This is a genomic window from Kitasatospora sp. NPDC051853, from assembly GCF_044452665.1.
GTDB lineage: Bacteria > Actinomycetota > Actinomycetes > Streptomycetales > Streptomycetaceae > Kitasatospora.
Map to the genome: position 1 here is coordinate 837460 of NZ_JBITBY010000001.1, position 18346 is coordinate 855805.

At 73.3% G+C, this 18346-nt stretch carries 15 protein-coding genes; 3 read left to right on the top strand and 12 right to left on the bottom strand.

What is annotated here, in order from left to right:
• Positions 1–65: 65 nt before the first annotated feature.
• Genes ACIA8O_RS03665 through ACIA8O_RS03680 form a run of 4 tightly spaced genes read right to left on the bottom strand, consistent with a single transcriptional unit; the run spans position 66 to position 6448 of the window.
• The gene (locus tag ACIA8O_RS03665) at positions 66–1244 is read right to left on the bottom strand and encodes an acyl-CoA dehydrogenase family protein (protein ID WP_396291864.1); all 1179 of its coding nucleotides are present in this window, start codon (positions 1242–1244) and stop codon (positions 66–68) included.
• Between the two features lie 41 nt (positions 1245–1285).
• Positions 1286–3196 carry an acetyl/propionyl/methylcrotonyl-CoA carboxylase subunit alpha gene (locus ACIA8O_RS03670; RefSeq protein WP_396291865.1) on the bottom strand — a complete coding sequence of 637 codons (1911 nt, stop codon included), beginning with the start codon at positions 3194–3196 and terminating at the stop codon, positions 1286–1288.
• A gap of 34 nt (positions 3197–3230) precedes the next feature.
• The gene (locus ACIA8O_RS03675; protein WP_396291866.1) at positions 3231–4829 is read right to left on the bottom strand and encodes an acyl-CoA carboxylase subunit beta; all 1599 of its coding nucleotides are present in this window, start codon (positions 4827–4829) and stop codon (positions 3231–3233) included.
• A complete protein-coding gene (locus ACIA8O_RS03680; RefSeq protein ID WP_396292115.1) occupies positions 4826–6448 on the bottom strand; it encodes an acyclic terpene utilization AtuA family protein in 1623 nt (540 codons plus the stop codon). Before ACIA8O_RS03680 ends, ACIA8O_RS03675 begins: the two co-directional genes overlap by 4 nt.
• A gap of 166 nt (positions 6449–6614) precedes the next feature.
• Between ACIA8O_RS03680 and ACIA8O_RS03685 the strand changes: the two genes are divergently transcribed.
• A complete protein-coding gene (locus ACIA8O_RS03685; RefSeq protein ID WP_396291867.1) occupies positions 6615–7355 on the top strand; it encodes a VOC family protein in 741 nt (246 codons plus the stop codon).
• Between the two features lie 31 nt (positions 7356–7386).
• On the opposite strand, the gene ACIA8O_RS03690 is transcribed toward ACIA8O_RS03685, so the two are convergent.
• Positions 7387–8454, bottom strand: a complete 1068-nt coding sequence (locus tag ACIA8O_RS03690; protein WP_396292116.1) for a protein kinase family protein — start codon at positions 8452–8454, stop codon at positions 7387–7389.
• Between the two features lie 394 nt (positions 8455–8848).
• Between ACIA8O_RS03690 and ACIA8O_RS03695 the strand changes: the two genes are divergently transcribed.
• Positions 8849–9253, top strand: a complete 405-nt coding sequence (locus ACIA8O_RS03695) for a RidA family protein (protein ID WP_396291868.1) — start codon at positions 8849–8851, stop codon at positions 9251–9253.
• 934 nt (positions 9254–10187) lie between these two features.
• On the opposite strand, the gene ACIA8O_RS03700 is transcribed toward ACIA8O_RS03695, so the two are convergent.
• The 6 genes from ACIA8O_RS03700 to ACIA8O_RS03725 form a co-directional block, all read right to left on the bottom strand.
• Positions 10188–11225, bottom strand: a complete 1038-nt coding sequence (locus tag ACIA8O_RS03700) for a hypothetical protein (protein ID WP_396291869.1) — start codon at positions 11223–11225, stop codon at positions 10188–10190.
• 98 nt (positions 11226–11323) lie between these two features.
• A complete protein-coding gene (locus ACIA8O_RS03705; RefSeq protein WP_396291870.1) occupies positions 11324–12451 on the bottom strand; it encodes a hypothetical protein in 1128 nt (375 codons plus the stop codon).
• Between the two features lie 45 nt (positions 12452–12496).
• Positions 12497–13276, bottom strand: a complete 780-nt coding sequence (locus ACIA8O_RS03710; RefSeq protein WP_396291871.1) for a class I SAM-dependent methyltransferase — start codon at positions 13274–13276, stop codon at positions 12497–12499.
• Positions 13277–13286: 10 nt separating this feature from the next.
• Positions 13287–14039, bottom strand: coding sequence for a hypothetical protein (locus ACIA8O_RS03715; protein WP_396291872.1), 753 nt, complete (start codon positions 14037–14039; stop codon positions 13287–13289).
• Positions 14040–14075: 36 nt separating this feature from the next.
• On the bottom strand, positions 14076–14522 hold the full coding sequence (locus tag ACIA8O_RS03720; RefSeq protein ID WP_396291873.1) for a hypothetical protein: 447 nt from the start codon (positions 14520–14522) through the stop codon (positions 14076–14078).
• A 9-nt stretch (positions 14523–14531) separates the two neighbouring features.
• Positions 14532–15809: an MFS transporter gene (locus ACIA8O_RS03725; RefSeq protein ID WP_396291874.1), complete on the bottom strand. Its 1278-nt coding sequence runs from the start codon at positions 15807–15809 to the stop codon at positions 14532–14534.
• A gap of 71 nt (positions 15810–15880) precedes the next feature.
• On the opposite strand from ACIA8O_RS03725, the gene ACIA8O_RS03730 reads away from it, so the two are divergent.
• Positions 15881–16867: a GlxA family transcriptional regulator gene (locus tag ACIA8O_RS03730; protein WP_396291875.1), complete on the top strand. Its 987-nt coding sequence runs from the start codon at positions 15881–15883 to the stop codon at positions 16865–16867.
• Positions 16868–16925: 58 nt separating this feature from the next.
• On the opposite strand, the gene ACIA8O_RS03735 is transcribed toward ACIA8O_RS03730, so the two are convergent.
• Positions 16926–18137, bottom strand: coding sequence for a serine hydrolase domain-containing protein (locus ACIA8O_RS03735; protein ID WP_396291876.1), 1212 nt, complete (start codon positions 18135–18137; stop codon positions 16926–16928).
• Positions 18138–18346 lie beyond the last annotated feature (209 nt).

The following is an 18346-nucleotide window of genomic DNA, read 5'->3' on the forward strand; positions in this document are numbered from 1 at the left end:
CCCGCAGTTCGTCCGTGCATCGCCACTGGTCGTCAGGCACACCGGCCGGGGGCTCCGGCGGGGGCTCAGTAGGAGCGGGGGAGGCCGAGGCGGTGCTGGGCCACGTAGTTGAGGATCATCTCGCGGCTGACCGGGGCGATCCGGGCGACGCGGGTGGCGGTGAGGAGGGAGGCGAGGCCGTACTCCTGGGTGAGGCCGTTGCCGCCGAGGGTGTGGACGGCCTGGTCGACGGTGTGGCAGGCGGCTTCGGCGGCGGCGTACTTGGCCATGTTGGCGGCCTCGCCGGCGGCCTGGTCGTGGCCGAGGTCGTAGAGCTGGGCGGCCCGGGAGGTCATCAGGCGGGCCAGTTCGATCTCGACGGCGCACTGGGCCAGCGGGTGGGCGATGGCCTGGTGGGCGCCGATCGGGGTGTCCCAGACGGTGCGGGTGCGGGCGTAGGCGGTGGCGGTGTCCAGGGCCTGGCGGGCCAGGCCGAGGGCGAAGGCGGCGGTCATCACCCGCTCCGGGTTGAGCCCGGCGAAGAGCTGGTCGAGGCCCGCGTCCTCGGCGCCGACCAGGGCGTCGGCGGGCAGCCGGACGTCGTCCAGGAAGACCTGGAACTGCCGCTCGGCGGTGACCAGTTCCATCGGGATCGGCCGGTACTCGAAGCCGGGGGTCTCGCGCGGCACGATGAACAGCGCGGGCTTGAGCCGCCCGGTCCGGGCGTCCTCGGTGCGGGCGACGAAGAGCACCGCGTCCGCCTGGTCCACGCCCGAGATGAAGACCTTCCGGCCGGTCAGCAGCCAGTCGGTGCCGTCCCGGCGGGCGGTGGTGGTGATCCGGTGGGAGTTGGAGCCGGCGTCCGGCTCGGTGATGCCGAAGGCCATCAGGCGGGTGCCGTCGGCCAGGCCGGGCAGCCAGCGGTCGCGCTGCTCCGGGGTGCCGTAGCGGGCGATCACCGTGCCGCAGATCGCGGGTGAGACGATCATCATCAGGAGCGGGGCCCCGGCGGCGCCCAACTCCTCGAGAACTATCGCGAGTTCGGTGATGCCGCCGCCCCCGCCGCCGTACTCGACGGGCAGGTTGACGCCCAGGTAGCCGGCCTTGCCGGCCGCCGCCCAGAGCTCCTCGACCGGCTCGCCGGCCCGGGCCTTGCGGCGGAAGTAGTCGGGGCCGAAGCTCCGGGCGAGGTCGCCCACCGCCCGGCGCAGGGCCTGGTGTTCCTCGGACTCGACGGTGCTGGGCAGCGGTGCGGAAGCGGACATGAGGGTGGTCCTTCCGTTCGAGGGAGGGGAGCGAGGGGTGGTCAGCTCTCGACCACGGCGAGCAGGGTGCCGGGCTCGACCTGTTGGCCGACGGCGACGCGGAGTTCGGCCAGCACGCCGTCGGCGGGTGCGCTGATCCGGTGCTCCATCTTCATCGCCTCCAGCCAGAGCAGCGGCTGCCCGGCGGTGACGCGTTCGCCGGGCTCGGCGCCGGTGCGGGTGACCGTGCCGGGCATCGGGGCCAGCAGGGCGCCGGGGGCGTGGGTGGCCACCGGTTCGGGCAGCAGCGGGAGTTCGGTCAGGGTGACGGCCCCGGCGGGGCCGTCCAGGTGGAGCCGGTCGCCGTAGCGGGCCAGCTGCCAGCGGCGGGTGACCCCGGCGATCCGCAGGGCCACCGACTCCGGTGCGCGGGAGAGGAGTTCGAGGTCCGCGAAGCCCTCGGCGTGCAGGCCGGAGCGGTCGAGCCGGAAGCGGACCAGGTGCTCGGTGCCGTCCTCGGAGCGGTAGCGGCGCTGCTGGGGCTGGGAGCCGAGGTTGCGCCAGCCGGGCGGGAAGGGGCCGCCGCCGGCCCCGGCCAGCGCGGCCACCAGGGCGGCCAGGGCCTGGTCCGGACGGTGGCCGGCCAGGTCGTGGGCGGCGAGGAAACCGGTGTGCAACTCGCCCGCCAGGAAGGCGGGGTGGCGCAGCGCCGCGGTGAGCAGGGCGCGGTTGCTGCCCGGCCCGTGGATCCGGGCCCGGTCCAGTGCGGCGGCCAGCAGCCGGGCCGCCTCGTCCCGGGTGGGCGCCCAGGCGATCAGCTTGGCCAGCATCGGGTCGTAGTGCGGGCCGATCTCGGTGCCGTCGTCCACCCCGGAGTCCAGCCGCAGCCCGCTCTCGGCCGACGACACCGCGAACTCCACGCCCACGCCCGGCACTTCGAGCCGGTGCAGACGCCCGGTGCGCGGCCGCCAGTCCTGCTCGGCGTCCTCCGCGTAGAGCCGGGCCTCGATCGCGTGGCCCCGGGTGGCCGGCGGCTCGGGCGGCAGGGCGGCACCCTCGGCGATCCGCAGCTGCCAGGCCACCAGGTCCAGCCCGGTGACGCACTCGGTGACGGGGTGCTCCACCTGGAGCCGGGTGTTCATCTCCAGGAACCAGCACCGGCCGTCCGGCCCGAGCAGGAACTCGGCCGTCCCGGCGCCCCGGTAGCCGATCGCCCGGGCGGCCGCCACCGCCGCGCGGTGCAGCTCGGCCCGCAGCTCCGCCGACAGGCCGGGCGCCGGGGCCTCCTCGATCACCTTCTGGTGGCGGCGCTGGAGCGAGCAGTCCCGGTCGCCGACCGCCCAGACGGTGCCGTGCCCGTCGGCGAGCAGCTGCACCTCCACGTGCCGCCCGTCCGGCAGGTACGGCTCGCAGAACACCTCCTCGTCCCCGAAGGCCCGCCCGGCCTCCGCCCGCGCGGCCGCCAACTCGCCCGGCAGGTCGGCCAGTCGGCGCACCACCCGCATGCCGCGCCCGCCGCCGCCCGCCGCCGCCTTGACCAGCAGCGGAAGGTCCGCCTCGGTCGGTTCGGCCGGTGCGGCGAGCACCGGCACCCCGGCCGCGGCCATCAGCCGCTTGGCCGCCGTCTTGGAGCCCATCGCGGCGATCGACTCCGGCGGCGGCCCGATCCAGACCAGCCCGGCGTCCAGCACCGCGCGGGCGAACTCCGCGCTCTCGGACAGGAATCCGTACCCGGGGTGGACGGCGTCCGCCCCGGCCGCCAGGGCGGCCTTCACCAGCAGCTCGCCGCGCAGGTAGGTCTCCGCCGCGGTGGCGCCGGGCAGCCGGACGGCCGCGTCGGCCTCCCGGACGTGCGGGGCGTCCGCGTCGGGGTCCGAGTGCACGGCGACGGTGGCGATGCCGAGCGACCGGCAGGTGCGGAAGACCCGGCGGGCGATCTCGCCCCGGTTGGCGACCAGTACCGATGTGATCATCCGTCAGTCCTCTGTTCTGGTATCTGGTAGCTGCCTACATCCGGAAGACGCCGTAGCCGCGCGCGCCCTCGACCGGGGCGCTGTGGATCGCGGAGAGGCAGATGCCGAGCACGGTGCGGGTGTCCCGGGGGTCGATCACCCCGTCGTCGTAGAGCCGGCCGGAGAGGAAGACCGGCAGCGACTCCGCCTCGATCTGCTGCTCCACCATGGCCCGGATCGCCGCGTCCGCGTCCTCGTCGTACGGCTGCCCCTTGGCCGCCGCCGACTGCCGGGCCACGATCGACAGCACCCCGGCCAGCTGCTGCGGCCCCATCACCGCCGACTTGGCGCTCGGCCAGGCGAACAGGAAGCGCGGCTCGTACGCCCGCCCGCACATGCCGTAGTGCCCGGCTCCGTAGGAGGAGCCGATCAGCACCGACAGGTGCGGGACCCTGCTGTTGGAGACCGCGTTGATCATCATCGCGCCGTGCTTGATGATGCCGCCCTGCTCGTACGCCTGGCCGACCATGTAGCCGGTGGTGTTGTGCAGGAAGAGCAACGGGACGTCGCGCTGGTTCGCCAACTGGATGAACTGGGCGGCCTTCTGGGACTCGGGGCTGAACAGCACACCCTGGGCGTTGGCCAGGATGCCGACCGGGTAGCCGTGCAGCTCGGCCCACCCGGTCACCAGGCTCGGCCCGTACAGCGGCTTGAACTCGTCGAAGTCCGAGCCGTCCACGATCCGGGCGATCACCTCGCGCGGGTCGAACGGCACCTTGAGGTCGGCGGGGACGAGGCCGAGCAGCTCCTCCTCGTCGTACTTCGGCGGCGCGGCGGTCAGGTCGGGGAAGGGCCCGGTCTTCTGCCGGTTGAGGCGCCGGACGATCCGGCGGGCGGTGCGCAGCGCGTCGTGTTCGTCCTCGGCCAGGTGGTCCGCCAGCCCGGAGGTGCGGGCGTGCATCTCCGCGCCGCCGAGCGACTCGTCGTCCGACTCCTCGCCGGTGGCCATCTTCACCAGCGGCGGCCCGCCGAGGAAGACCTTGGCCCGCTCGCGGACCAGCACGGTGTGGTCCGACATGCCGGGAACGTAGGCGCCGCCGGCGGTGGAGTTGCCGAACACCACGGCCACGGTGGGGATCCCGGCCGCCGACAGGCGGGTGAGGTCGCGGAAGAGCGCCCCGCCCGGGATGAAGATCTCCTTCTGGCTGGGCAGGTCGGCCCCGCCGGACTCCACCAGGTTGACCAGCGGAAGGCGGTTGGCGAGGGCGATCTCGTTGGCCCGCAACGCCTTGCGCAGCGTCCACGGATTGCTGGCCCCGCCGCGCACGGTCGGGTCGTTGGCGGTGATCACGCACTCGGTGCCCTCGATCACCCCGATCCCGGTGACCAGCGCCGCGCCCACCGGGTAGTCGCTGCCCCAGGCGGCGAGCGGCGAGAGCTCCAGGAAGGGCGAGCCCGGGTCGAGCAGCAGCTCGATCCGCTCCCGGGCCGGGAGCTTGCCCCGACTCCGGTGCCGCTCCAGGTACTTGGGGCCACCACCGGCCAGCGCCTTGGCGTGTTCGGTGTCCAGCTCGGCCAGCTTGGCGAGCATCGCGGCGCGGTGCTCGGCGAACTCGGGCGAGGACGGGTCGAGGCGGGTGGGCAGCGTGGTCACAGCAGCTCCTCCGGGAGGTCGACGTGGCGGGCGCGCAGCCACTCGCCCAGGGCCTTGGCCTGCGGGTCGAAGCGGTGCTGGGAGGCGACCCCCTCGCCGAGCAGGCCGACCAGTTCGAAGTTGACGGCGCGCAGGTGCGGGAGCAGGTGCCGCCGGACGGTCAACCCGGCCGTCTCCGGGAGCAGTTCGCGGATCCGGTCGACGGTGAGCTGGTGCGCCAGCCAGCGCCAGCCCGCCTCGCTACGGGCCCAGACGCCGAGGTTGGCGTCGCCGCCCTTGTCGCCGCTGCGGGCGCCGAAGGCACGGCCGAGCGGGGCGCGGCGGGTGGGGGTGGCGGCCGGTAGCGGGGGCGGGAGGGGTGGTGCTCCGACCGGCTCCAGCCCGCGCGTGGTGACGGGCGGTTCGATGGTGCGGCGGGTGCCGTCCGGCAGGACCGCGGTGTGCGGGACGGTCGCGGCGTCCAGGAAGGCCGTCTCGAAGACGCCGTACGGGGTGGCTGGACCGGGCGGGGCGGTGACGTGGAAGCCCGGGTAGCCGGAGAGGCCGAGCTCGACGGCGGCCGCGGTGAAGGCCCGGCCGACGGCGTGCCGGTCCTGGCTGCGGACGGTCAGCCGGAGCAGGGCGGAGGCGGTCTCCTCGGTGGCGGCGTCGGGGTGGTCGGTCCTGGCGAGGGTCCAGCGCGGCTCGATGTGGCCGGTCTGCCGGGCGAGTTGGCGCTTGACCAGCTCTGCCTTCTCCTCGATGTCCAGGCCGGTGAGGACGAACACCACCTCGTTGCGCCAGCCGCCGAGGCGGTTGAGCCCGACCTTGAGGGTGGGCGGCGGGGCCTCGCCCCGTACGCCCTCGATCCGGACCCGGTCGGGTCCTTCCTGGCGGAGCCGGACGGAGTCGAGCCGGGCCGTGACGTCCGGACCGGCGTAGCGGGCGCCCGAAGTCTCGTACAGCAGCTGGGCGGTGACCGTCCCGGTGGTGACCGCGCCGCCGGTGCCCGGGTGCTTGGTGATCACGCTGGAGCCGTCGGCGTGCAGCTCGGCGACCGGGAAGCCGGGGCGGGTCACGTCGTGTTCGCCGAAGAAGGCGTAGTTCCCGCCGGTGGCCTGGGCCCCGCACTCCAGCACGTGCCCGGCCACCACCGCTCCGGCGAGCGCGTCCAAGTCACCCTCGCCCCAGCCGAAGTGGGCCTGGGCGGGCCCCGACACCAGGGCGGCGTCCGTCACGCGTCCCGTCACCACCAGCTGGGCGCCGGCCTTCAGGCACTCCGCGATGCCGCGGCCGCCCAGGTAGGCGTTGGCCGCCAGCAGCCCCGGCGGGAGTCCCTCCCGGTGGAGGACGTCGTCCCCCTCCACCACGCCGACCGCGAGCGGGATGCCCTGCTTCGCCGCCAACTCGTGCACCGCTTCGGCGAGTCGGGCCGGGTTGAGACCGCCCGCGTTCACCACGATCCGCACGTTCCGGTCGGTGGCCTCGCCCAGGCACTCCTCCAACTGGCGCAGGAAGGTCCGGGCGTAGCCGAGCCCCGGGTCCTTGAGCCGGTCGCGCGCCAGGATCAGCATCGTCAACTCGGCCAGGTAGTCCCCGGTCAGCACGTCCAACGGCCCGCCGGTCAACATCTCCCGCATCGCCGCGAAGCGGTCCCCGTAGAACCCCGACGCGTTCCCGATCCGCAGCACCCCGAGTCCCCTCCGACTGGCCTGGCCCCGCCCGACGCGCAGCAGCCTGACAGGCCCTCAAGAACAAATCAAGCATGCCTGCTTGTTTCTTCTCGGCCCCGCTAGGATCCGTCCCATGGCACTGCGACCCGTCCACGTGAACATCAAGGCCCTCGACAGCTCCGCGATCGGGAACTTCTGGGCCTCGGCGCTGGGTTGGGCGGTGCACAGCCCCGGGGTGACCACCTACACCGGCCCCGCGGGCGGCCTGGTCTGGCCGGAGCCGGTCGGCCTCGGCATCTGCGTGGTCCCCGTCCCCGAGGCCAAGGCCCCGGCGAAGAACCGGACGCACCTCGACCTGGCCACCACCTCCCCCGCCCACCACGCCGCCCTGGTGGCCCGCCTCCTCGCCCTCGGCGCGACGCCCGCCGACATCGGCCAGGGCGAGGTGCCGTGGACGGTGCTGGCCGACCCGGAGGGCAACGAGTTCTGCGTGCTGGAGCCCCGGGAGACCTACCGCGACACCGGACCGATCGCCGCGGTGGTGGTCGACTGCGCGGACCCGCGGGCCATGGCGCGGTTCTGGGGCGGGGCCACCGACTGGGTCGTGCACCAGGCCGACGACCACCACGCGGTGCTGCGGTCGGCCGAAGGGACCGGCCCCTACCTGGAGTTCCTGCGCACCCCGGACGCACCCACCGCGCCGGGCCGCCTCCACCTCGACCTGCTGCCCTACCCCGGAGACGACAAGGCGGCCGAGGTGGAGCGGGTGACAACCCTGGGGGCCACCGATCTGGACCTGGGCCAGGGCGAAGCCCCGTGGACCTGCCTGACCGACCCGGAAGGGCACGAGTTCTGCGTGCTCGCCCTGCACTGAGGCCGGAGCGGGAGGCCCGCGGGCGCATGCCTCAACGGGGTCGGGGCGTGGCCGCCGCGGCGCGGGCGAGCTCGGCCGCCGGGAAGGGGGTCCGCTTGCTCTCCGTCAGCAGCCGGCGGTGGAAGGCGTGCAGGACGGCGGAGGGCCGGGCGTGCCGCTCGATGATCGCCGCGATCTCCGGCGGGACACCGTCGGGCCGCCGGCCCGCGATCCACTCGCGCAGGAACACCCCCGTCCCCGCGTCGCCCCGGAGGCGGTCGACGAGGTGGTGGATCAGGTGACTCGCGGTGTAGGCGCGGTCGTATCCGAGATGGCCCGAGAGGAACTGCCGCTCGGCTGCTGAGAGCTCGAAGCCTGAGCTCAGGGCCAGTCCGAAGTCCGCGAAGTAGATCAGCCGACCGTCTGTCAGCAGGTTGTTGAAGTGGGCGTCGAAGTGCACGAGTCCGTGAGAGCTCATGAACGCCGCGCCCCGCGCCAGAGCATCCTCCGCCCACGCGGGAGAGCCGTTGCCGGTGGCCGCCGCAGTGTTCCGGTGTTCGTGCAACAGCGTGCGGAGTGTCTGTGGCACGTGCTCCAGGAACAGCACCAGGCTGCGGGAGGATCGGCCGATGGCTTCCAGGCGCTCGCGTACGGCCCGCGAGCCTTCCCAGTGGGCAACCGCCCCGTCGATGCCCCCGAACTGGTCTACGAAGCACTGGTGAGGGGAGTCGGGCAGGACGCGCCAGTGGTACATCAGAGGAAAGCCCTCGTACTCCTTCCCGAGGACCCAGTTGGTGGTCATGATGTGGACGGCCAGCTCCCGCCAGGCACCGAACCCGGCCGAGCCCACTCCGTACTGGTAGAACAACGGCAGACCGAAGAGGTTCGCCGTGGACCGGATGTTCTCCGGCCGGGTCTCGAAGTCCGTCAGCGGCACCCTTTTGACGAAGACCCGCGTCCCGTCGATGTCCAGCTCCGCCGACCTGCCGCCGATGCCTGATCCGACCTCAGGAGCGGACGCCACGATCTCGCCGAGACGCCGGTCGCTCAGCAGGGACAGGCGGGTAGCCACAGTCCCGTAGGTGGCCAGACGTGTGTCGTGCTGAGATTCGTGGCGCATCGACGGCTCCTCTGTGCCCCCGGACCAGGGCGTCGGTGACCGCTCAAACGTCATCGGCTCCCGCCGCCAAGGTCACTCTGGGGCCGCAAAACCGCTTCGCATCTGATCTGTCGTTGGCGGGCCGATGTGCGCCTTCACCGAGCTTGGCTTCAGCTGACTTGCGCCCCTCCGTGTTGCCAATCGTGAGTGCGGCAGCGGTGCCGGCAAAGACCGGGGAGCCAGATCTCCAACGCGATCTGAGCCTCTTTCGTCCTCTGCTGGAGGGTTTTCGTGCGCGCAGAGAACACCTCGACGGCGCTGCCGGACAAGCATTATTTGTGCGGACCCGTAACTTCTACGTGCAAGGGGACTGTCTGCAACTGACGGTCCCGCATGTTGTATCAAGGAGTGGGTCATGAGTTCTCAGGTGAAGGCATTCGGGTTCGGCATGCCGTGGGAGTCGTTGTACGGGTACAGCCAGGCCACTCAGGTCGGTGACACGGTTTATGTGTCGGGGCAGCTGTCTCATGACCGTCACGGCAACTTCGTGGGTTCCGGCGACTTCGAACTGCAGGTCCGCACCGCGCTGGAGAATCTGGACCTGGTGCTGAGGGAGTTCGGGGCCGAGCGTGGCCAGATAGCGGAGACCACGGTTCTGGTGAGGAACCTGCGGGAGAACTTCGACACGACAGCACGCCTCCACGCCGAGTACTTCGGGGAGCACCGGCCCGCGAGCACGGTCATGGGCGTTTCCGACTTGGCACTGCCGGACCAACTCGTGGAGATCGGCGCGCTCGTGCGTCTCGATGTGAAGCCGTAGGTGAGGAGGCCGGCCTGATTCCTTCAACTGGGCGAAGGCGCGTTCGCCGGGGTCTCTCAGTCGGGCGTGATCGCGGATGAACTGCTGGTGATGCGGGGGCTGTTCGCGGTGGTCGTGCGGGACGTCGAGCGGGGCAGGACACGGAACCAACAGGGACCCTTCGGCCGCCGGTGTGATGAGTGGAATCACCACGCCAACGACGAGTGTCAGCGGTCACGCAACTCCCCGCGATCCACATGATCGGCGTGGGGGCGGCGGTCGCCAGCGAGGGCGTGGGGTCCTCCCAGGTGCGGGTCACCGGTGGCCGCGGTGATCGGCGCCGGGGCGTGCTGCGAAGCCGACCGTTGGCGGTGCCTGCCGCTGCTGTCCGGCAGTCCGAACATCGGCTGCGGACCACGTGTCGGTCGACGCCGTCGAGTTCGTAGCCGTGCTTCTGGGGCACGGAGAACGAGGAGGCGTTGTCCTCGAAGGCTCCCGATGTCGCCCCAGTGCGTTCAGGCCGGCGAAGGCCAGGTGCAGGACGGCGGCGCGCATCTCGGCGCCGACCCCTTGTCGCTGATGCCGTGCACCGAGCCAGGAGGCGGTGGTGGCCTTTCGCGGTACGGCGAAGTCCCGGGCGGCGATGGTCTGCAGGTCGACGACCTGGGTGTTCTCGAAGACGGCGAGGTTCAGCGCCCGGTTGGTTCGGCCTCATCGGGCCAGTCTTTCCAGCCGCTTCGCGGCCCGTTCCATCCCGGCGGCCCAGGCGCCCTCGACCCGGGTCTGCTGCACGTGGACATACCGCATGGTCGTGGCGATCCAGGAATGTCCTGTGACCTCCTGGATTGCGAGAACGCTTCAAGAATCCTGAAGTCACGTCACGAACGAGCAGAGCACACAAAGGAGGAAGAACCCCCTGGCCACAGGCCCAGAAACTCAGCGGGCTCAGGGTGACTCACGGGATGTCGAACAACCGGCGCAGCCGGGGGCCGCGGATCGCGGGCAGGCGGACCAGGGTGTCGTGGAAGGCGCGGGAGTTGGGTACCAGGGGGTGCCAGGGGTGCGGCGTCGGTGGGTAGTCGTCGCGCAGGACGCCTTCCGGGAGCACTCCGGTGGCGGGGATCGGCGAGGTCTCGCCGGGGCTGGTGAGGTAGGCCCAGACCCCGCTGTCGAGCGGCACCACCGTCGCCTCGGGGCCGGTCGGGCGCCAGGGCTCGCCCGTGCCGGGGTGGCGGGGGACGAGGAGGACGTCGGGGCGGGGCCGGGGCACGGGGACGCCCGGGCCGGCCAGCCCCACCGAGAGGGGGTCGGGCCCGGGCGGCAGGGCACGGGCCACGGCGTGCCCGAGCAACTCGGCGACGGGGCCTGGGGGGAGGGTCACGGGACGGTCGTCGGTGGCCGCCACGAGGTGGGCCAGCGCGACGCCGATCGCGGCCTCCCAGCGGCGGCTCCACCACCCGTTGGGTTCGACGGGCGGGACGCGGTGGTCGGCGTGCTCCAGGTCGGCCCAGGAAGGTGGCCGTCCGGCCGGGAGCTCCGAGGGGCGGCGGACCACCGCGTCGGGTTCCAGCCACACCGTCTGCCACGAACCGCAGTCGTCGATCCGGGTCGCCACGGGGCGGCCGCACCCCGTGCACGCCAGGTTGGGCCCGGCCCGGCCGTCGACGCCCCGGCAGTAGCCCTCGCACTTCTCCAGGATCAGCGTCATGGACCGGGAGTCACCCGGGGCGATGACGATCCTGTCGCGTGCGCCGAAGGAGACCGAGTACACCGGCGCGTGCACGCCCTGCCGGGCGGCCGCCTCCGCCCCGACGTCCTGCCACAACCGCCAGGGCGGTCCGGTGGGCCGGGGGTCGACGGCGTAGGTCGCCGGTTCCATCAGCGGAGGGTGGAGCTCCTCCCAGGCGCCGTGGTGGGTGTGGACGGGCAGTGCGACCCGGGAGACCGGTGCCGTCAGCTCGGTGCCGCACTCGGCACACGCGAACACGTCCAAACAAGCTCCTCTCGCTGCCGTTCCCCGGGATCGTGCCCCAAGCGGGGCGGTGGGACCACCGGATTTCGAAGCCCCGGGACGTCGCGGCCGACGGTGCGTCAGGCGAGCGGCGGCCAGGGTCCGTCGAGGAGCCGGGCGGCCTCGGCCCGGATCCGGGCGACGATGGCCTCCCGGGAGTCGCCGAGGGCCGCGACCCAGTAGTCGTGGCGGGCGCCGTCGTCGGTGATCGGGAAGAGCGCATCGGGGCGGCCGAGCGGCGCCCAGACCTCGCGGGCCAGCAGGTCGGCGCCGGCCGCCGGGTGGACGGCGTCCCGCACGACGAGGGTGAGCCACCAGCGGGCCAGCTCCCAGCGGATCTCGGACTGCTCCGTCGGGAGGCCCGGCAGCAGGCCGAGTTCGTCCAACGTCCGGTCGAAGAGCGCGGCCGCTTCCGGCTGCTCGGACTGCCCCAGCCCGGAGAGTCGTTCGAGGGAGGGCGAGTCGACGCCCAGGGCGGAGGCGATCAGTCCGGCGCGGACGAGCCGGTCGGTGGCGACGTGCCGCCCCAGGGCGCGTTCGAGGGCCAGCATCCGCAGGTCGGTGAGTGCCTCCTCGGCGGTCTCGGCGTAGGGGTCGAACGGCGTCGTGTAGGTGGTGTCGCACGGGACGTAGTTGTTGTTCCCGACGACGTACGACCAGAAGGGGACGGTGGCGCGGGCGTGGAAGGAGTGGGGTGCCTGTCGGGTGAACTCGCGGAGGAGGTAGTCGGCGAGGTCGGCCCCGTAGAAGATGATGTCGGTCTGGTAGACGGACAGGACGGGGTGCCCGAACTCCCCGGGGGTGCCCGGAAGGTAGCGGTGGCTGAAGACGGGCACGAGCTGGGGGGCGTCGGCCAGGAAGGCCTCCGCGATCCGGACCGCCTCCTCGCTCTCCTCCGGGCGCTCGCCCCACAGGGGGTGCCAGAAGGAGTTGTGACCGACGTCGAAGAGCGTCCCCTCGACCGGCCAGCCGAGGCGGCCGCGCAGCTTGTCGGCCGCCTCCTCGTCGCGCCAGTCGGGCCAGCTGCGGCCGAGCGGGAGCCCGGCCCGGAGGAACATCCGGTGGTCGGCCGCGAACCGGAAGCCGAACCGTTCCTCGACCGCGTCCAGCTCCCGCTCGCTCAGGCCGGGCGCGAGGGGGGAGCGGTGCAGGAGGTGGAGGGCCTGGGCGGCTTCGAAGGTCAGGGGGCGGGGCGGCTGAGCGGTCATTGCCGCAGCGTAGACGCCCCTCGGTGTCCGCCGCCTCCGGATTGTTCAGGGGCGTGGGGCGCGTGCGGTGAGGAGGGGTTGGAAGAAGGCGCTGTCCTCGGGGGCCAGCCAGGTGGGGGATTCGAGGCCCGACTCGGTGGCGAGGTCGGTGAGTTGGGCCCGGGTGAGGGCCCAGTAGGTGGTGCGGCGGGCCTTGGTGGTCCAGCCACTGCCCTCGGGGTGGAGCTGGAAGTGTTCGAGGTCGTAGCGTTCGCCGTCCTCGTGCCACTCCCACAGTTGGAAGGTGACGGTCCGTTCGCTCCCGGATCCGTGGAGCTGGGGGGCCGTCGAGACGGGGTGGGAGCGGCGGATCTCGTCGTAGGGGCGGGTGCTGACCAGGAGCAGGCCGCCGGCCCGCAGGACGCGGCGCATCTCGCTCAGGGCGGTGCGGACGTCCGCCGCGGTGAGCAGGTGGGGGAGGGCGTTGTCGGCGCACACGACGACGTCGAAGGAGCCGTCGTCGAAGGGGAGTTCCCGCATGTCGGCGGCCCGGGTGGGGACGGTGAGGCCGCGCCGGGCCGCCTCGCGGGCCGCGCGCTCGGCGGCGACGGGACTGAGGTCGGTGCCCGTGACCCGGTGGCCCCGGAGGGCGAGGCCGAGGGCCTGGGTGCCGATGCCGCACGCGCAGTCCAGCACCGTGGCGGGCGAGGGGCCGAGGGCGGAGCGGATCACCGCGTCCAGGGCCGCGCCCTGGCGGGCCAGGGCGCTCTCCCAGTCGCCGTAGATGAGGTGGTAGTCCGCGGCGAGTCGGTCGTAGAACCGTGCGACGGGGGAGGTGGCGTCCATGGCGGGCAGGCTACCGGGGCCGGGACGCGAGGTCCCAGGCGTGCGGGTCGGTGGAGTGGTGGCGGTGGCCCGCGCTGAGGACGGTGCGCAGCTCGGTGAGGTGGGGGGTGTCCGGCGGGAGGTCGAGGCGGGTGAGGAGGGCGAGGGCGGAGGTCGGCTCCAGGTCGCCGTAGAGGTCGTGGTAGCTGGTCAACAGGCCCTGGAAGAGCGGCTCGTGGAGGGTGGGGTGGCCGAGGGCGGTGGCGTAGGCCCGCCGCTTGGCCGGCCACGGGACGGGGCCCGAGCAGGCCAGGACGCGGGCGGCCCGGCGGAGGAGGGGGTCGGAGCCGGTTGCCACGATGCGGTCGACGTCGTGGCCGAGGACTTCGGCGAAGGCCGTCGCGGAGGTCGCGCGGTCCTCGAACCAGTCGACCCAGAGCGAGTAGGTGACGGCCTCGGCGTTCCGTTCGGCCTCCAGCCGGCGGCGGTAGCCGGACCACAGGGCGTCGGCCGGGAGCGGTCCGCCGGGGCCGCGGTCCGCGAAGCGGATCTCGCACGTCACCCAGTAGTCGTCCAGGAGGTCCAGCAGGCCGAAGGCGAGGTCGAGTTGCCGCTCGGCGTCGAGGGCGTCGTCGGTCAGGGCCTCGCCGGCCCGGGCGTGGGCCACCTCGTTGGCGGTGAGCGTCCGGCCCGGGGTCCCGGCGTCGGTCCAGCCGGTGGGGGTCTCGGTGACGCCGCGCTCGTCGAGCCAGTGGCGTGCTCGCTCCGCGAGCTGTTCGGTCATCCGCGAAGTATGACAAGACGTCGGGCTGATGGTCCGTCAATTCCGCTTCGGGGCGGCCGAGATTTCGTCGTCGCTGATCGCCGTGTACACGGTCGCCAGCGAGGCGACGGCGTCCACCGTGGCCGGTCCGACGATCCGTAGCCACACGAGCTCTTCCAGGCCGTCGAACCGCTTGACGAGGCGCTCGGCCCCGGCCGGCCAGGCGTGCGGGAGCTTCGGCAGGTGGACCAGCGAGATCTCGTCGACGAAGCTGCCGGAGAGCGAGGCCGGGTTGCCGAGCGACAGGTGGCGGACGCGGGAGAGCGAGATCACGACGTCCGGCTTCCACGGGCCTTCCCGGAGGGCGAGGTCGAGGGCGTCCTCCTCGCCGGAGGAGTCGAAGGAGATCCGCTCGAGGAAGTACCCGACGCACGGCGCCAGCAGGCGCGCGGTGTTGGCACAGCGGTTCTCGAAGGCGCTCGGTGCTCCGGCCGGATCGGTCATGACCGGAGGCTACGAGCCGCGCGGTCCCGCGTCGACCGGATTCGCCGGGAGGTCCGGGCCCGGGGCGGCCCGCCGGAGGGTGCGGACGGCCGGGACGGCGAGCAGGGCGGCGCAGCCGGCGAGACAGGTGGCGGTGGAGAGGAGCAGGAGCTGGGACGGGGAGGCGAGGTGGGTGGCGGGGCCGGCGAGGAGTTGGCCGAGGGTGATGCCGGAGATGGAGCCGGCGAGTTCGTAGGCGGAGACGCGGTTGAGGACGGCGGGCGGGGTGTGGGTCTGGACGCTGGTGGCCCACATGACGGACCAGAAGGCGAGGGCGGCGCCGCCGAGGACGTGGGCGGTGAGGAGGAGGGGGAGTGAGGTGGTGAGGGCGACGCCGAGGGGGAGGGCGGCGTAGAGGGTGAGGACCGCCGCGCCGGCGGCGAGGGGGCGGGCGGGGCGCAGACGGAGGGCGAGCAGGCCGCCGAGGACGGTGCCGATGCCGAGGAAGGAGACGGCCAGCCCGTAGGTGCCGGGGCCGAGGCGGTCGCCGATCAGGACGGAGCCGAGCGGGACCAGGGGGCCGAAGAGCAGCACGCCGTAGAACAGCCAGACCAGGATGACCGACCACATCCACGGGCGGTCGCGGAACTCCCGCCAGCCCTGGCGCAGGTCGAGGAGGAGGGAACGGGGGGAAGCGCGGGGAGGCGGAGGGGACGCGGGGAGACGGAGCAGGGCGAGGCAGAGGGCGCTGAGCAGGAAGGTGGCGGCGTCGATCGCGTAGACCGCGCCCGCGCCGGTGAGGGCGATCAGCAGGCCGGCCAGCGCGGGGCCGAGGAGGTGGGCGAGGGCGTCGGCCACCTTGAGGGTGGCGTTGGCGCGTTGGGGGTCGTGGGCCACCAGCGGGACCATCCCGTTGACGCCGGGGAGGAACATCGCCACCGCCGCGCCCGCCAGCGAGGCCATGGTGACCAGCAGCCAGAACGGCGGCGGCCCGGCGAGGAAGGCGGCGGCCAGCACGCCCTGGGTGCCGACCCGGACGAGGTCCGCGCCGACCATCATCCGCCGTGCGCCGAAGCGGTCGGAGAGCACCCCGCCGAAGAGGACCAGGAGCACGAAGGTCCCCGTCCAGGCGCCGAGGACGGCGCCCACACCGGACACCCCGTACAGGGCCCCGACCGCCAGGGCGGCGGCCACCGGCATCATCGCGTCCCCGAGGAGGGAGACCGCCCGGGCGGTGAAGTAGAGGGTGAACCGGCGCTCCCACAAGGGGTGTTGGACGGTCGGGCGGGTGAGCTGTGCAGTGGTCACGCCCTCGATCCTGGCCCGGGGCGGGGGCCGCCCCCAGTGTCCGGAACGACATGATGGGGTACTTTCGCGCCATGACGCCGCCGCCGAGCAGGTCGAAGAGGTCCAGCGCCGGTCACCGGGTGGTGGCGCTGCTGCATCCGCCGCAGTCGGTCTTCCTGCTGGGGTGCGCCGGTGAGGTGTTCCGGGAGAGCGGGGCCGCGCGGTACGCGTTCGAGGTGTGCGCGGAGCGGCCGGGGGCGGTGCGGACGGAGGCCGGCTACGAGGTGACGGTGGCGGCGGGTCCGGAGGCGCTGGAGCGGGCGGACACGGTGCTGGTGCCCGGGTGGGGCGGCGGCGAGGTGCCGGAGGGCGTGGTCGCGGCGGTGCGGCGGGCGCACGGGCGGGGCGCGCGGATCGTCGGACTCTGCTCGGGGGCCTTCGTGCTGGCCGCCGCCGGACTGCTGGACGGGCGGCGGGCGGCCACCCACTGGGCACGGGCCGCGGAGCTGGCGGTGCGTCATCCGCGGGTGCGGGTCGACCCGGCGGTGCTGTACGTGGACCACGGGGACGTGGCCACCAGCGCCGGTTCGGCGGCGGCCGTCGACCTCTGCCTGCACCTGGTGCGGACCGACCACGGGGCGGCCCACGCGCTGCGGGTGGCACGGAAGTTGGTGATGCCGCCGCACCGGGAGGGCTGCCAGTTGCAGTACGCCGAGCTGCCGGAGGAGGGGCCGGTGGCGGACTCGCTGGCGCCGCTGCTGGAGTGGCTGTCGGACCGGCTGGACCAGCCGGTGAGCGTGGCGGAGATGGCGCTCCGGGCGCAGGTCTCGGCCCGGACCCTGACCCGGCGCTTCACCGAGCAGCTCGGCATCAGCCCCGGCCGCTGGCTGCTGGACCGGCGCCTGGCCGCCACCCGCGCCCTGCTGGAGGAGACCGACCTCCCGGTGGAGACCATCGCCCACCGCGTCGGCCTCTCCTCCGCCGTCAACCTGCGGCGCCGCTTCCACGAGGCCCTGCGCACCACCCCGGCCGCGTACCGCCGCGCCTTCCGGGCGGCCGGGAGCGTGGAGCGGAGCTGAGGAGAGTGCCGGCGCGCCTCCGGAGCCCGGGCTCCGGAGGCGCGCCGCAGGGCGGTGGTCAGGGCCTGCTGGGGAGGGTGTAGACGTGGTCCGGGGTGGCGATCTCGGTGACGGCCTTGGCGAAGAGGCCGCTGGGTTCGTGGCCGTCGTGGAGGACGTCGGTGTTGAGCAGGATCACCATGGTGGCGTCGGCCTCGGGGAGGTACATGGTGACGGACTCGTAGCCGGGGAGGGAGCCGTCGTGGCCGATCCAGCCGTGGGTGGCGAAGAGGCCGAGGCCGTAGCCGCCGTCGGTCAGCCCGGGGACGGGGACGAACTTCTCACGTTCGCGCTGGGTGGCCGGGGAGAGCAGTTCGCCGGTGGCCAGCACCTTGGCCCAGTCCCGGAGGTCGCAGAGGTCGGAGACCATCGCCCCGGCGGCCCAGGCCCAACTCGGGTTCCAGTGGGTGGAGTCCTCGACCTCGCCGCTGAGGGTCTGGTTGGTGTAGCCGTGCGGGTAGGGGGAGGGGAGCGCGGTGCCGTGCGCGAGGAAGGTCTCGTCCAGGCCCGCCGGGCCGGTGACGTTGCGCAGGAGGAAGTCCTGCAGCGGTAGGTTGCCGAGCTTCTCCACCACCAGGCCGAGCAGCACGGTGTTGGTGTTGGAGTACTGGAACTGCGTCCCGGGCGGGAAGACGTTGTCGTGCTTGAACGCGTAGCCGAGCAACTCCTGCGGGGTGAAGGAGCGTTGGGGGTCGCTCAGCAGGTCGTACTGGAAGTCCGGGTCGAAGGTGTACGAGTACAGGCCGCTGCGCATCTCGGCCATCTGACGGATGGTGATCTCGTCACCGCAGGGCACGCCCTCCAGGTAGGTGGAGATCGGGGCGTCCAGGTCGACCAGGCCCTGGTCCACCAGTTGGAGCAGGGCGGTGATGGTGAAGGTCTTGGTCTCGCTGCCGATCCGGAAGTGCATCGCCGGGTCCATCGGCTCGCCGGTCCGCTTGTCGGCCACGCCGAAGGTCTTGAGGTACTCGCCGCGGCCGGGCAGCCAGAGCCCCGCGATGACTCCGGGGGTGCCGGTCTCCTGCCGGACGCGCTCGATCGCCTCGTCCAGGCGGGCGACCAGGGCCGGATCGAGGCCGGCGGTGGAGACGGTGGCGGCGGGGTGGGCCGCCGGGGCCAGGGCGGTGGGGCGGTGCTGCGCCTGGGCCGGGGGAGCGGCGAGGGTCGCCGGGAGCAGGGTGGAGAGGGTGAGCAGGGCGGCGGCGAGCCTGCGGGCGGGGGTGCGTCGCATGGGCGTGACGGCCTCACTTCCGGGTGGGGAACCTTGCGTGCTCACGGTCACACCGGAGGCGGGTACGGGTCGGACCGGCCCGGGGGAGGCGCGGCGATTCCACCCGTACGGAGCCGGGCGGGGTGGGGGAAGAGCTGATGGGATACCCCCTGGGGTATGGTGGAGGAGGCGTCGGAGCCGTGGAGGTGGAGACGGCGCCGCCCCGCCTG

Coding starts and splice junctions, on each gene's coding strand:
- ACIA8O_RS03670 (WP_396291865.1), bottom strand. CDS start 3,196: ATGATCACATCGGTACTGGTCGCCAACCGGGGCGAGATCGCCCGCCGG.
- ACIA8O_RS03705 (WP_396291870.1), bottom strand. CDS start 12,451: ATGACCGCTCAGCCGCCCCGCCCCCTGACCTTCGAAGCCGCCCAGGCC.
- ACIA8O_RS03665 (WP_396291864.1), bottom strand. CDS start 1,244: ATGTCCGCTTCCGCACCGCTGCCCAGCACCGTCGAGTCCGAGGAACAC.
- ACIA8O_RS03690 (WP_396292116.1), bottom strand. CDS start 8,454: ATGCGCCACGAATCTCAGCACGACACACGTCTGGCCACCTACGGGACT.
- ACIA8O_RS03720 (WP_396291873.1), bottom strand. CDS start 14,522: ATGACCGATCCGGCCGGAGCACCGAGCGCCTTCGAGAACCGCTGTGCC.
- ACIA8O_RS03735 (WP_396291876.1), bottom strand. CDS start 18,137: ATGCGACGCACCCCCGCCCGCAGGCTCGCCGCCGCCCTGCTCACCCTC.
- ACIA8O_RS03695 (WP_396291868.1), top strand. CDS start 8,849: ATGAGTTCTCAGGTGAAGGCATTCGGGTTCGGCATGCCGTGGGAGTCG.
- ACIA8O_RS03730 (WP_396291875.1), top strand. CDS start 15,881: ATGACGCCGCCGCCGAGCAGGTCGAAGAGGTCCAGCGCCGGTCACCGG.
- ACIA8O_RS03715 (WP_396291872.1), bottom strand. CDS start 14,039: ATGACCGAACAGCTCGCGGAGCGAGCACGCCACTGGCTCGACGAGCGC.
- ACIA8O_RS03680 (WP_396292115.1), bottom strand. CDS start 6,448: ATGCGGGAGATGTTGACCGGCGGGCCGTTGGACGTGCTGACCGGGGAC.
- ACIA8O_RS03685 (WP_396291867.1), top strand. CDS start 6,615: ATGGCACTGCGACCCGTCCACGTGAACATCAAGGCCCTCGACAGCTCC.
- ACIA8O_RS03710 (WP_396291871.1), bottom strand. CDS start 13,276: ATGGACGCCACCTCCCCCGTCGCACGGTTCTACGACCGACTCGCCGCG.